Annotated in this window: 12 protein-coding genes and 1 pseudogene; 6 read left to right on the top strand and 7 right to left on the bottom strand. The window is 61.9% G+C overall.

Annotated features, from left to right (window positions below):
* Positions 1–199 precede the first annotated feature (199 nt).
* Positions 200–397, bottom strand: coding sequence for a DUF2735 domain-containing protein (locus F3H98_RS18250; protein ID WP_149761636.1), 198 nt, complete (start codon positions 395–397; stop codon positions 200–202).
* Positions 398–675: 278 nt separating this feature from the next.
* Between F3H98_RS18250 and F3H98_RS18245 the strand changes: the two genes are divergently transcribed.
* Positions 676–1,716: a glutamine synthetase beta-grasp domain-containing protein gene (locus tag F3H98_RS18245; RefSeq protein WP_149761634.1), complete on the top strand. Its 1,041-nt coding sequence runs from the start codon at positions 676–678 to the stop codon at positions 1,714–1,716.
* A gap of 216 nt (positions 1,717–1,932) precedes the next feature.
* Positions 1,933–2,784 (top strand): NmrA family NAD(P)-binding protein, encoded by an 852-nt coding sequence (locus F3H98_RS18240; protein WP_149761632.1) that lies wholly within the window; start codon positions 1,933–1,935, stop codon positions 2,782–2,784.
* A 233-nt stretch (positions 2,785–3,017) separates the two neighbouring features.
* Here the strand turns inward: F3H98_RS18240 and F3H98_RS18235 are convergent, their stop codons facing one another.
* Together F3H98_RS18235 and F3H98_RS18230 are read right to left on the bottom strand one after the other, a co-directional pair.
* Positions 3,018–3,731, bottom strand: coding sequence for a DNA helicase (locus tag F3H98_RS18235; protein ID WP_149761630.1), 714 nt, complete (start codon positions 3,729–3,731; stop codon positions 3,018–3,020).
* A 220-nt stretch (positions 3,732–3,951) separates the two neighbouring features.
* A complete protein-coding gene (locus tag F3H98_RS18230; protein ID WP_149761628.1) occupies positions 3,952–4,437 on the bottom strand; it encodes a hypothetical protein in 486 nt (161 codons plus the stop codon).
* 222 nt (positions 4,438–4,659) lie between these two features.
* On the opposite strand from F3H98_RS18230, the gene F3H98_RS18225 reads away from it, so the two are divergent.
* Complete coding sequence (locus tag F3H98_RS18225) at positions 4,660–6,984, top strand: heavy metal translocating P-type ATPase (RefSeq protein WP_149761626.1); 2,325 nt, start codon at positions 4,660–4,662, stop codon at positions 6,982–6,984.
* 235 nt (positions 6,985–7,219) lie between these two features.
* Positions 7,220–7,396 (top strand): hypothetical protein, encoded by a 177-nt coding sequence (locus tag F3H98_RS31120; RefSeq protein ID WP_188130455.1) that lies wholly within the window; start codon positions 7,220–7,222, stop codon positions 7,394–7,396.
* Between the two features lie 26 nt (positions 7,397–7,422).
* Here F3H98_RS31120 and F3H98_RS18220 read toward each other — a convergent pair whose 3' ends face one another.
* The 3 genes from F3H98_RS18220 to F3H98_RS18210 all read right to left on the bottom strand — a co-directional run bounded on the left by F3H98_RS18220 (position 7,423) and on the right by F3H98_RS18210 (position 10,055).
* Positions 7,423–8,070: a hypothetical protein gene (locus tag F3H98_RS18220; RefSeq protein ID WP_149761624.1), complete on the bottom strand. Its 648-nt coding sequence runs from the start codon at positions 8,068–8,070 to the stop codon at positions 7,423–7,425.
* A 183-nt stretch (positions 8,071–8,253) separates the two neighbouring features.
* Positions 8,254–9,663 carry a type I glutamate--ammonia ligase gene (glnA, locus tag F3H98_RS18215; protein ID WP_149761622.1) on the bottom strand — a complete coding sequence of 470 codons (1,410 nt, stop codon included), beginning with the start codon at positions 9,661–9,663 and terminating at the stop codon, positions 8,254–8,256.
* Positions 9,664–9,716: 53 nt separating this feature from the next.
* Positions 9,717–10,055, bottom strand: coding sequence for a P-II family nitrogen regulator (locus F3H98_RS18210; RefSeq protein ID WP_149761620.1), 339 nt, complete (start codon positions 10,053–10,055; stop codon positions 9,717–9,719).
* Between the two features lie 432 nt (positions 10,056–10,487).
* On the opposite strand from F3H98_RS18210, the gene F3H98_RS18205 reads away from it, so the two are divergent.
* On the top strand, positions 10,488–11,996 hold the full coding sequence (locus F3H98_RS18205) for an NAD(P)H-hydrate dehydratase (RefSeq protein ID WP_149761618.1): 1,509 nt from the start codon (positions 10,488–10,490) through the stop codon (positions 11,994–11,996).
* 2 nt (positions 11,997–11,998) lie between these two features.
* Here the strand turns inward: F3H98_RS18205 and F3H98_RS18200 are convergent.
* Positions 11,999–12,676: pseudogene (locus F3H98_RS18200) on the bottom strand (SOS response-associated peptidase); the annotation flags it as partial.
* Between the two features lie 218 nt (positions 12,677–12,894).
* Between F3H98_RS18200 and F3H98_RS18195 the strand changes: the two are divergent.
* Positions 12,895–13,419 (top strand): DUF1353 domain-containing protein, encoded by a 525-nt coding sequence (locus tag F3H98_RS18195; RefSeq protein WP_149761616.1) that lies wholly within the window; start codon positions 12,895–12,897, stop codon positions 13,417–13,419.
* Positions 13,420–13,445: the final 26 nt, after the last annotated feature.

Raw genomic sequence — 13,445 nt, 5'->3', positions numbered from 1 at the left:
GGTGCTCACGAACTTTAATGTCCGCTCCGCTCCGGTTCTCGAAATCCGCCACTTTCGGCGCGGCCTGACCTGAATCTCAACGCCGCCTAGGGCGCTGGAATCTTTCGGATTCGCAGCGCAGCTACATAAAAAACATTTAAAAACAGGAAGATGCGGCCCGCTGCGAATGCAAGTGGAGTGGCGCGGACTGCGGCGCGCCTCAGTTCTTGCGGTCGCGCGCGGCTTCGTCGATGGCGGCCTGATGGTACCAGCTGTCGCTGCTGACGATCGTCTGTGCCCGCAATGCTGCGACCTCTGCCGCGAATTTGGCCTGTCTGCTCAAATTTGTGGCAGCGGCGCGCTTTGCCGTCGGGAACGTCAGGATTTGGGCCGACTGGCGATGCGAGGTCGTTTCCATCGTCCGGTTTCCTTCAAATCGAAGCGTGTTCGATTCATGTATTGCCAGAGATAGTTTATGCCAGCGATTTGGGCAACATGATTATTTCTGCATCACATTCTGCCTGTTTGTTGTGCAGATTTCCGATCTGAACGATTGGACTGCAGTTTTGGCGGAAAACCACGACCCGGCGGGGCGGAGTGGCACGCTCATTGCATCTATGTTTCGCGGCAGATCGGCCGCTCGTGGTCGAACGCATCTGGAACCCTTTGCGTTCCGCACATGGATGAGAGGTTAGAATGACGAAATACAAACTCGAGTATATCTGGCTGGACGGATACACTCCGGTTCCCAACCTTCGCGGCAAGACGCAGGTCAAGGAGTTCGCCGAATTCCCGACCCTGGAGCAGCTGCCATTGTGGGGTTTTGACGGCTCCTCGACCATGCAGGCCGAAGGCCGCTCGTCCGATTGCGTGCTGAAGCCGGTCGCGGTCTATCCCGATCCGGCGCGCACCAACGGCGTGCTGGTGATGTGCGAAGTGATGATGCCGGATGGCGTCACGCCGCATGCTTCGAACAGCCGCGCCACCATCCTCGACGACGAGGACGCCTGGTTCGGCTTCGAGCAGGAGTATTTCTTCTATAAGGACGGACGGCCGCTGGGCTTCCCGGAGCACGGCTTCCCGGCGCCGCAGGGCCCGTACTACACCGGCGTCGGCTACGCGGCGGTGGGCGACATCGCGCGCAAAATCGTCGAGGAGCATCTCGATCTCTGCCTGGCGGCCGGCATCAACCACGAGGGCATCAACGCCGAAGTGGCCAAGGGCCAGTGGGAGTTCCAGATTTTCGGCAAGGGCTCGAAAAAGGCCGCCGACCAGATCTGGATGGCCCGCTACCTCTTGCAGCGCCTGACCGAGAAATACGGCATCGACATCGAATACCACTGCAAGCCGCTCGGCGACACCGACTGGAACGGCTCGGGCATGCACTGCAATTTTTCCACCGCCTACATGCGCGAGGTGGGTGGAAAAGAATATTTCGAGGCGCTGATGGCCGCCTTCGAGAAGAACCTGCTCGATCACATCGCCGTCTACGGCCCCGACAACGACAAGCGCCTGACCGGCAAGCACGAGACCGCGCCGTGGAACAAGTTCAGCTACGGTGTCGCCGACCGTGGCGCCTCGATCCGCGTGCCGCACTCGTTCATCAAGAACGACTACAAGGGCTATCTCGAGGATCGCCGCCCCAACAGCCAGGGCGACCCCTACCAGATCGCCAGCCAGGTTCTGAAGACGATCGCGGAAGTGCCGCTGGCGGGCGAGAAAAAGGCGGCGGCCTGATTTCTGCCGGCCGGCTGACAAACCGGCTGGCTTGACCTTGGGTGCCGGCGGTGCGCGATGCGCCGCCGGCGTCGCTTTTTTTGTGCCGGCCAATCCGGCTTGCGGTGCGACCGCAACCGCTTCCGATTGTCAGGAGCTTGCACCTGCGAGCCTGGACAGCCGAACGCAAACCGCTTTCAGCCGTTGTTCCTTCTCTCGAAACGTGGAGAAGGCCCGATGCATATTGTTCTTGGTGGAACTGGCCATGTCGGCTCGGCCGTGGCGCGGTCGCTGCTGGCGCAAGGCGAGCCCGTAACCGTCGTGACACGCAAGGCCGCCTTGGCCGAAGCTTTGCGCAAGCTGGGCGCCGGGGTGGCGGAAGCCGATGTCCACGACGTGGATTGCCTTCGCGCGGTTCTGCGCGGCGGCCGAAAACTGTTCCTGCTCAATCCGCCCGCCGATGTTTCCACCGACACCGACGCGGCGGAGAAGAAGTCGATCGCGGCAATTGTTTCGGCGCTCGAAGGCTCCGGGCTGGAGCAGGTCGTCGCGGAGTCCACCTACGGCGCGCAGCCCGGTTACAGGCTGGGCGACCTGAACACGCTGTTCGAGTTGGAAGAGGCGTTGAAGCGACAGCCGATCTCGGCTCACATCATCCGCGCTGCCTACTACATGAGCAACTGGGAGATGTCGGTCGAAACGGCCCGCGCGCAAGGTGTCCTGCAGACGATGCTTCCAACTGATCTGGTGCTTCCGATGGTGGCGCCCGAGGACATAGGCGGGGTCGCCGCCGAACTGCTGACTCGTCCGGCCGGCCATACCGGCACGACCTATGTCGAAGGTCCGCGGCGTTACTCGCCGCGCGACGTGGCCGACGCCTTCGCTGCTGCGCTCGGCAAGCCGGTGACGCTCGATGTGACACCGCGCACAGAGTGGGAGAAAACATTCCGCGCGATGGGCTTCTCGGCGGCCGCCGCCGAATCCTACGCTCGCATGACCGCCATCACCGTCGGCTCTGCCTTCATGCCGGCCGATCCCAGGCGCGGCCCGACCACGCTGGAAAACTACGTCGCAGAGCTGGTGGGTTGAAGGAAACCAGCGCCGCCAAGGGCTGGCGCCACTGAACGATTATGCGGCTTTTGCTCCACTTTTGCCGCGCGCTTCGAGAACCACGCCAGAACGAGAGTTGTAGCTTGCCGGACGTGATTAAGCCGTGCCGAGCCCCGATCCGGAATCTGGTTGTGACGAACTGACTTGTCGATTTTCCAACGGATCTCGTGCTCCACGCGACGCGAAAAGTAGCTGCCATCCGGGCGGAGCGATCAGCTTGCCGCCTGGAAACGAACCTCGCCGTTGTTCAGAAAACAGGTCTTGTCAAAAAGCGTGAGGTCGAGCGGGTTCGGCAAGCGGATGTCCTGAATGTCCGGACACGGCTTGGTCGCCGGGTCGTAGGATCGATCGATCTGCGAGATGAACACCAGGATCAGCCCTTTGTCGCGTGCGAACGCCTTGAGCGCGCGGACCTGAACCATCAGTTCCGGGTTTTCCCGCCTCTGGTCGAGCAGCTGCAGATAGTCGATGACGGCCACCGTTCCGCGCGGCGCCGACGCCAAGGCATTGACGATGTGGTCTGCGCTTATGGCGTCCGAACAGTCGAACGTGAACCGATCCCTGAAATCCAGCCAATCGACGCCGATGGCGCGGAAGCGATCCAGCATGTCCTGCCTGGTGTATTCCAGCGTGAAGAATATGGCATGGCTGCCCGACCGCATGGCCTCGACGGCCAGTTCGAGGCTCATCAGGGTCTTGCCCTGGCCGGGGCGAGCGCCAACCAGCACGAGGTCGCCGGGGGTCAACCGGGCAAACAGTTTTCCGGCGGGCGCCGTCGTCGACAATTTGGCCGCAAGCAGGCTCCAGCGGTTGAACCCCTCTCGAGCGGCGATCCGGTCAAGCGCCTCGTGCAGGGGGATTTTCTCCTCGCGCGACAAGCGTTTGGCCTGGCGTTTCAGGTGGTAGATGGGCGCGGACAGTTTCATTCGGGAACCTCCTATTTGCCGAGCAATTCCCGCAACCCCTCCGTATGCATTCTGCTCGAACAGTCGGTTCGATGATCAATCCGCCCTGTATGAAGGATACTTTCCCGAGTGGAGGGGGGGAGGCATGGGCTACGCCAGAATCAGATCATATCCCAACCCCGGGCGTCCGAGAATGTCCTGCCCGGCATCGGGACACGGGATTTTCTCGCCCCTGCGATGCTCAGAAGCGGAACGACCAGAACAGGCAGGCAAGCGCCGCGGCGCCGAAGGCGATGAAGAAAAGGGTGCGCATGAGCACGTCGCGGCGGAACTGGTCCAATGCTGCGTGGCATCCGACCACCACAGCCACGAACAGAAACCGCCAGTCGAGCAAGGCCCACGGCGCGCTTGCCTGGCCGAAAGCCCATCGCGCCGCCAGGCATCCCACGATGGTCGCAAACAGGGCGATCACCGCCCAGTGGAGCGTGTCGGCCGCGTTGGTAGGGACCAGACTTGCCGCCCTGAGCGGCAGGACCATCATTAGCATAGCAGCGATGAAGTAGACGGCGGCGAGCGGCATGAAGGTGTCGGCACTCGCGATGGCGTCGAGCCGCCTGACGCCGGTGACACCCATGGGATAACCGTGGCGTGCAACGGCAAGGCTGAGCGCCATGGCGAAACCGGTCAGCACGGCCACCAGGGCAAATGACGTGATTGCCTTGTTCATGGGCTGGGATTCCGGGTTTCGATTCGATGCAGCTCATGCGTAGCGCACCCAAACCGGCATTCCAATGCCGGGGAAATGTGCTGCTATAGGCCTTGCATGTCGCGTTCCCCGAAGCCGGGAAGCGGGCAGTTTCGTCTATTGATGGGCCACTTTGCATTTTTCCTTGCACCTCTAGTCACTAGAGCATTTAGAAACTTGCTAGTGGATGCAAAGGACAGGCCTATGAACGCTCACCTCAAGAAGAGCCGCTTCCGCGTTGAGGGCATGGATTGCGCCTCCTGCGCGGCAAAGATCGACACCGCAGCGCGCCGCGTGGCCGGTGTCGAGAACGTGTCCGTGTCGGTTACGGCAGGAACGATGACCGTGGAGCACACGGACTCCAGCGACCTCGCCTTGCTGGAAAAGAAGGTGAACAGCCTTGGCTACAAGGTGGCGCGGGTTGCCGCTACCGCCAAAGCCGTGCCTGCCACGGCCGAAGCCGCCCATGTGCATGATCATGACCATGCCGACCATGATCACAGCGACCATGATCACGCCGGTCACGATCACAGCGATCACGATCATGATCATGCCGACCATGGCCACGGTCATGATCATGCCCATAGCGATGGGCATGGAACCGGCAAGCACGGCAAGAAGGACGAAAAGCTCGCCGGTTTGCACGGTCACGATCACGGCCCGACAACGGGTGCGTGGTGGCAATCGGCAAAGGGCAGGCTGACGCTTGCTTGTGGCGGCGCGTTGGTGGTGGCCTATGGAATTGGCCAGATAGTGCCGTCCATTCAGCAATGGGTCTTTGTCGTTGCCATGCTGGTCGGTCTGGTTCCGATCGCGCGGCGCGCCGTGATGGCGGCGCTCCATGGAATGCCGTTCACCATCGAGATGCTGATGACGGTGGCCGCCGCTGGGGCGGTGGTGATCGGGGCCGGCGAAGAAGCGGCAGCGGTGGTGTTTCTGTTTCTGGTTGGCGAGCTGCTTGAAGGCGTCGCCGCCGGCAAGGCGCGTTCCAGCATTCAGGCCCTGACGGCTCTGGTGCCCAAGACGGCCTTCCTCTACGAGGGCGGCACGACCCGCGAAGTGCAGGCTGAAAGCCTGGCGGTCGGCGTTGTCATCATGGTGCGGCCGGGCGACCGGATCGCTGCAGACGGTCGGATCACGGAAGGCGAAAGCGCGATCGACGAATCGCCTGTTACCGGCGAGAGCGTGCCAGTTCGCAAGAGTTTGGGCGATCCGGTATTTGCCGGCACCATCAACGGCGAGGGCGTGCTTCGCATCGAAGTGACGGCCGCCGCCGCCGACAACACGATCGCGCGCGTTATCAAGCTTGTCGAAGAAGCGCAGGAAAGCAAGGCGCCGACCGAACGCCTGATCGACCGGTTCTCGCGCTGGTACACGCCGGCTGTTGCGGTCGTGGCTGCCCTGGTGGCGGTTGTCCCACCGCTCGCGTTTGGCGGCGACTGGAGCGAATGGATCTACAAGGGGCTGGCGCTGCTGCTCATCGGCTGCCCCTGTGCGCTGGTCATCTCCGTTCCCGCCGCGATCGCCGCCTCGCTTTCGGCGGGAGCCAAACGCGGCCTGCTGATGAAGGGCGGCGCGGTGCTGGAGGGGCTGGGCGCGATTACCGCGGTTGCGCTCGACAAGACCGGCACGTTGACGGCCGGAAAGCCGCAGGTCACCGACATCGTGTCGTTCGGCAAGCAGCCGGCCGAAGTGCTGCGGCTGGCTGCTGCTCTCGAAACCGGCTCAAGCCATCCGCTTGCCGTGGCCATTCTGGCCAAGGCTGCCGCCGATCAGGTGGCGATACCGGTTGCGACCGCAGCACAAGCCCTGGGCGGCAAGGGCGTCACGGCAACTGTCGAGGGTGTGGAAATCTTCCTGGGCTCCGAGCAGGCGGCCGATGCGCGCGCAAGCCTGTCGGCCGAGCAGAAATCGGAAATCGCGGCGCTGAACGATGAGGGCAAGACCGTGTCCGTGCTTCTGGTCGACGGCGCGATTGCCGGCGCCATCGCGATGCGCGACGAACCGCGTCCGGATGCGCTGGCCGGCCTCAAGGCGCTGAGGGACGACGGCATCAAGACCGTGATGCTGACGGGCGACAACAAGCGCACAGCCGCCGCGATCGGAAAGCAACTCGGCATCGAGGTGCGCGCCGAACTGCTGCCGGAGGACAAGCAGCGCATCGTCGGCGAACTCAAGTCGCAGGGCTTCACAGTTGCCAAGGTTGGCGATGGCATAAACGATGCGCCAGCGCTTGCGGCAGCCGATATTGGCATCGCGATGGGCGGCGGCACAGATGTTGCGTTGGAAACCGCAGACGCTGCGGTGCTGCATGGTCGGGTGGGTGACATTGCAGCAATGATGCGCCTGTCGACGAAGACCTTGACTAACATCAAGCAGAACATCTCGATCGCCATCGGCCTGAAGGCGGTGTTCCTGGTCACCACCATATTAGGCATCACCGGTTTGTGGCCGGCTATCCTGGCTGACACGGGCGCGACCGTCATTGTGACGGCCAATGCGATGACGCTGCTGCGCTGGCGTGGATGATAGGCCGGCGACAGCTTGCCTGCCGGGCTTCCGAAGCTCAAAAATAGAAAGGGCGCTGCGACTGTTGTCGCATTGCCCTCAAAGCGTTCCGGCGCCCACTGCGGAAGCGTCATCCCGAAGACCGGACCGGCCGACACGATCGACCACGCTCAACCGGCCGTCGGCAATTGTTGTGCCGATAAGCAGACCGCCCAGAGCCGCGGGGAACAAACCGTTGCCTCGCGAGTTACGAAGGATGGCCCACACGAACACAGCAACGCGCGTGATCGAGCCGTATGAGCGCGGTTTCATCGCAGCACGTATGGGGATGAGCGAAGACTGCAATCCCTATCGCCCCGGCAGCGACGAGCATGACGACTGGCTGGCCGGCTTCGCGGATTTCATCCACGACGAGGATATGGACGACGACTGACGGTCGAGCGGTAGCAGCCGTAAGCGTCACGGAGCGGCCGGGCACATTCCCAGCTGTTGGCATACCCATTCGCCAACATGATCCTGGAGATCGAATATCCAGTCGAAAGCTTCGAGCCCCTCCATGATCAAGTCCAACGCATTTTGAGGCAGCAGTTCCACAAGACTTTGCACGGCTCCCCCCAAGCCGCCATCCATAATGTCCGCGCCGGCGTCCTGGACAGCATCGATGACAGCGGTCAGATCGAAATCGCCGCCGGGAAGCGGCGGAATTCCAAGGTGAACGAGGATGGCCGAGATGATCGTCTTCACGGCCAGTGTGCAAAACGTGCACGGAAGGCCGTCAATGACGGCGGCCGTTCCCGGTCGAATCTGTGCGAAGATGACGCGCGCTTTGGTAAATCCGGCCGACGCAAGCCCGACGACAGCTCTGGCGCCCTGCATGATCCCTGAGAAGAAGCGCCCCGTGGGTTGTGGCTCGCCAATTTCATCGAGCGGAATATCCGCCTGAGTTTCAGGCTCGCCTGAGAGGTATTGGATAAGGATCATTGAAGCCGCGTCGGGAAACCGCGATTCAAAGCGGATATTCACCTCGCCGTTCTGGATTTCCACGATGCGTTCGTCGATAATTATTCCTGTTCCCAGAAATGTTCGCGATATTACCGACGTAGCCATCCGCCAAGCTCCCGGGCCGTGGACCTGTAGACCCGAGCATATTTGATTCTTGGCTAATTTAGAGAATGGACATGTCTGTTCGAGACGTAGGTAATTAGGATTATATCGGCACCCCAGGCGCAATCGGCAAACAAAAAGCCCCGGCGTTTTCCGCCGGGGCTTTTGTCGTTCTGGTTCAGGTGCTTACACCGAATAGTACATGTCGTATTCGACCGGGTGCGGGGTCATTTCGAAGCGCATCACCTCCGCCATCTTCAGCTCGATGTAGCTGTCGATCTGGTCGTCGTCGAAGACGCCGCCGGCTTTGAGGAAGCCGCGATCCTTGTCGAGGCTCTGCAGGGCTTCGCGCAGCGAACCGCAGACGGTCGGGATCTTCTTCAGTTCCTTCGGCGGCAGGTCATAGAGATCCTTGTCCATCGGCTGGCCGGGATGGATCTTGTTCTTGATGCCGTCGAGACCGGCCATCAGGAGCGCGGCGAAGCCGAGATAGGGGTTCGCGCCCGGATCGGGGAAGCGGACCTCGACGCGCTTCGACTTCGGCGACGAGCCGAACGGAATGCGGCACGATGCCGAGCGGTTGCGCGCCGAATAGGCGAGCAGAACCGGCGCTTCATAGCCCGGCACCAGGCGCTTGTAGGAGTTGGTCAGCGGGTTGGTGAAGGCGTTGACCGCCTTGGCGTGCTTGATGACGCCGCCGATGAAATAAAGGCAGGTTTCCGACAGGCCGGCATATTCGTTGCCGGCAAACGTCGGCTTGCCGCCCTTCCAGATCGACATGTGAACGTGCATGCCCGAACCGTTGTCGCCGAAAACCGGCTTCGGCATGAAGGTCGCCGTCTTGCCATAGGCGTTGGCGACCTGATGCACGACGTATTTGTAGATCAGCATCTTGTCGGCGTTGCGCACCAGAGCGTCGAACTTGATGCCGAGTTCGTGCTGGGCGGCGGCCACTTCATGGTGATGCTTCTCGACGCGCACGCCCATTTCGGTGAGCACGGTGAGCATCTCGGAGCGCATGTCCTGCGCGGAATCGACCGGCGGCACCGGGAAATAGCCGCCCTTGATGCGCGGACGGTGACCCATGTTGCCGGTCTCGTAGTCGGTGTCGTCGTTGGACGGCAGTTCGGTCGAGTCCAGCCTGAAACCGGTGTTGTAGGGATCGGCCTTGTACTTGACGTCGTCGAACACGAAGAACTCGGCTTCCGGGCCGACATAGATGGTGTCGCCGATGCCTTCAGCCTTCATGTAGGCCTCGGCCTTCTTGGCGGTGCCACGCGGGTCGCGGTTGTAGGCTTCGCCGGAGACCGGATCGAGGATGTCGCACAGGATGACCATGGTCGACTGCGCGAAGAACGGGTCCATGTGCACGGTGTCGGCGTCGGGCATCAGGACCATGTCGCTTTCGTTGATCGCCTTCCAGCCGGCGATCGAGGAGCCGTCGAACATGACGCCGTCGGCGAACATGTCTTCTTCCACCTCGGAGACGTCCATCGTCACGTGTTGCAGCTTGCCCTTCGGATCGGTGAAGCGAAGGTCGACGAATTTCACGTCGTTGTCCTTGATCTGCTTCATGATGTCTTTGGCTGTCGTCATGTCCTGTTTCCCTGTGTAATGACCTGTTTGAAAAATCGGTTCGGTGGGGTGGGTCAGATGGCGTCGATGCCGGTTTCGCCGGTGCGGATACGCACGACTTCCTCGATGTTGGAGACAAAAATCTTGCCGTCGCCGATGCGGCCCGTCTGGGCCGCCTTGCGGATGGCTTCGATGGCGCTTTCGACGGATTCGTCGCCCAGCACCACCTCGATCTTCACCTTGGGCAGGAAGTCGACCACATATTCGGCGCCGCGGTAGAGTTCGGTGTGACCCTTCTGGCGGCCGAATCCCTTTGCTTCGGTGACGGTGATGCCTTGCAGCCCCGCTTCCTGGAGTGCTTCCTTCACCTCATCAAGCTTGAACGGTTTGATGATCGCTTCGATCTTTTTCATCCAAAAATGGCCTCCGCTGGATAAAAAACGAGGTGCCGCGACCCCGTTTCGCCCCTCATCTAGCACGAAGTGTGCCAATCGCACGCATTGGAAGCAATTTTGCACCGAATTGGGAAGAGCAGCGGAAGTTTGTTTTTCAGCAGCGATTTTATATCGATGCCGGGCCTTTCTTGCGTGGGGCCGGCAGCGCCGCCAAGAGTGCTTCCGATTAAAATTTGTGCAGATTGCCCATAAGATAGGCAGGGTTCGTGCCTAGCAAATTTGCGGCCGGTGAAGAGAGGAAATGCCGGCCGCAACGCCTCCGCTGCCCCTCATCCCCTGCCGGACCTTCTCGCCGTAACAACGGGGAGAAGGAGGCTGGATCGGCCTCTTCCGTCGCACGCTTTTTGCGGATGTGCTACCGCAACGATGCAACCAGCCGCGCGTGAGACCATGCATCAGCTCCTGACCTCCACGGAAATGGCCAAGGCCGACCGGCTGGCGATCGCTTCCGGCCCCTTCGACGGCATCGCGCTGATGCGCAACGCGGGTGCTGCCGTCGCGGCGATCGTGCTGGAAAGATATCCGCACGCTGCCGTCGTGCATATTCTCTGCGGTCCCGGCAACAATGGCGGCGACGGTTATGTCGTGGCGAAACTGCTGGCCGCGGCGGGCGTTGCGGTTTCGCTGTGGTCCAGCGGCGCGCCGCGCAACGGCAGCGACGCTGCGCTCGCCGCCGCCGAATGCCCGCTTCGGCCGAAACCACTCGGCGGATTCGAGCCCGCGCCGGGCTCGGTCGCGATCGACGCGCTTTTCGGGGCAGGGCTCTCGAAAGCGGTGGAGGGGGATGCTGCTACCGCAATCGCGCGTTGCGCGGAGGCGAAAACACCGGTGATCGCCATCGACCTGCCTTCCGGTATTTCGGGGGAAAGCGGCAAGGCGCTGGGGCCGGCGGTGAGAGCCGACATCACCGTCACGTTCTTCCGCAAGAAGCCCGGCCACCTGCTTTATCCCGGCCGTTCGCATTGCGGCGAAACGATCGTTGCCGACATCGGCATCCCCGAAGACGTGCTCGCGGCGATCCGGCCTGCCTGCTTCGAAAACGGGCCGGCGCTGTGGCTGGAAAACTTTCCGCAGCCGGAGGTGGATTCGCACAAATATGCGCGCGGCCATGTCGGCGTTTTTTCTGGCGGGCAGGCATCCACGGGCGCTGCGCGACTTTCAGCGCTTGCGGCGGCACGGGCAGGGGCGGGTGCGGTGACCCTGCTTTCGCCGGGCAATGCCTTGCAGGTGAACGCCGCGCACCTGACGTCGATCATCCTGCGCAAGGCCGACGGTTTCGAGGAAGCGGCCGAGTTCCTGGCCGAGCGCAAGCCGCGCGCGCTGGTGCTGGGGCCGGGTCTCGGCACCGGGCCGCAAATCGGCGATTTCATCCTCCAGGTGATCGGGGCAGCCGGCGGCGGCGTGGCCGGCATCGTGCTGGATGCCGACGCAATCAGCGTTATGGCGCGCCGGACCGAGGAATTCTTCGCGGCGACGCGGGCAAAAGACGCGCCGGCGGTCCTGCTGACCCCGCATGAAGGCGAGTTCGGCCGGCTGTTCCCCGAAATCGCGGCCGACCCCGATCTTTCCAAGCTTGCCCGGGCGCGCGCCGCAGCCCGGCTTGCCAACGCTGTCCTCATCTACAAGGGGCCGGATACCGTCATCGCATCGCCCGATGGCCGCGCGGCCATCAACAGCAACGGCACCCCGCTTCTGGCGACGGCAGGCTCTGGCGACGTGCTGGGCGGCATCGCCGCCGCGCTGATCGCGCAGGCCATGCCGGTGTTCGAGGCTGCCTCAGCCGCCGTATGGCTGCATGCCGAAGCAGCGCGCCGCTTCGGGCCCGGCCTTATCGCCGAAGACCTGCCGCTGGCCTTGCGGCCGGTGCTCGCCGAGCTGGCGCAGGTGAAGGGCCGCTGAAGATCGAATATGGATGTCTGCCTCAGCTTCGGGCTGCCCACCTTGCGGCCGATCGGCCACATCTTCATCAATTCCGAGGGGAACGTCTTCATGATGTCGCGAGGGTCGGGTTCGTCGATATCCAGCCAGGGCGTGTAGTCCTCGCGGGCCACAATGACCGGCATGCGGTCGTGGATCTTCGCCATCATTATATTCGGCTCGCAGGTGACCACGGCGAAGCTGGCGATGTCGATGCCGTCAGGCGTGCGCCAGCTCTCCCAGATCGCGGCAAGCATGAAGGGCTAGTCGTCGGCCATGGCGATCGCACAGGGCTGCTTGTTCTTGCCGGTTCCGAAAATATCGTTCCATTCGAAGTAACCGTCGATCGGCATCAGCGCACGGCGCGACTGGTAGGCGAACTTGAACAGGCCGTTGGTGGCGATCGTCTCCGAGCGCGCATTGATCGGCGGCCTCTGGCCGGTCGTGCTCGGGCCGCGCCGGCCGATGAAACCCCAATTGGCGCGTATGAAGACCGGCCCCTTCAGGTCGCGGTCAAGTATGGCAAGGGGATAGTCGAGGCTGGGCGCGCCGTTCCAGCGCGGGAATCCATTGGCCATCGCCGCAGCTTCGCCGGGCGCCGCGAAAGCGAAGTGGCGCAGCATCGCGTCGATGGATGTTCTGACAAAAACCCGTCCGCACATGGCGACAACGATATGAAATGCTGCGGTCACCGTCTAGGCGATCGCCAGACGCTGCACTCTCTTCGGTCAACATTCCTGCCATCTAGCCGACACGGGCAACAAACATGCCGGACATTCCAGTCGTATGAAACGTTGTTTTGTAGTATTGTTAGTTCCTAATCTAATGGATACTCGATCGCAATTGGGGCCGGTCTTTTGTATTCATTGTAGGCAGGCAGATGTCCAAGCAAGCGTTCATGCGTGAAGCGCTCAAGCCCAACGGCAGAAAGGATTTTGTCGGTGTGCCGCAAATCTCGCCGTTTGCGGATTGGGACTACTACTACATGCGTGCACCCTTCAGCTGGTACGACGGCTCGGAAACACGCACCTTGGGAGTCGTGGAAATTACCACCGGATTCGTCTGCGATCTCGCGAGCATTCCCCGATTGTTCTGGACGCTATTGCCGAAAACTGCGCCCTACACGACGCCAGCTATCGTTCACGATTACCTCTATTGGTTCCAGCCGCCCAGTCATGACAGGCAACGTGCCGACATGGTCCTCAACCTTGGCATGCGCGAACTCAAAGTCCCAGGCTGGAAGCGGTGGGTAATTTACCGGTCGGTGCGGCTCGCCGGCGGATGGTCATGGAACAAAAACAAACAGGCCCGTGAGGCCGGCGAACGACGCATCCTGAAGAAGCTTCCAACAGACATTAAGACGACCTGGACCGAATGGAAGCGTGATCCATCGGTCTTCATGTAGCTTTGCCTGCAACTGACACAATCTCG

It is taken from the genome of Neomesorhizobium albiziae (genome assembly GCF_900114255.1).
GTDB lineage: Bacteria > Pseudomonadota > Alphaproteobacteria > Rhizobiales > Rhizobiaceae > Neomesorhizobium > Neomesorhizobium albiziae.
This window is presented reverse-complemented; position numbering and strand designations above follow the sequence as displayed.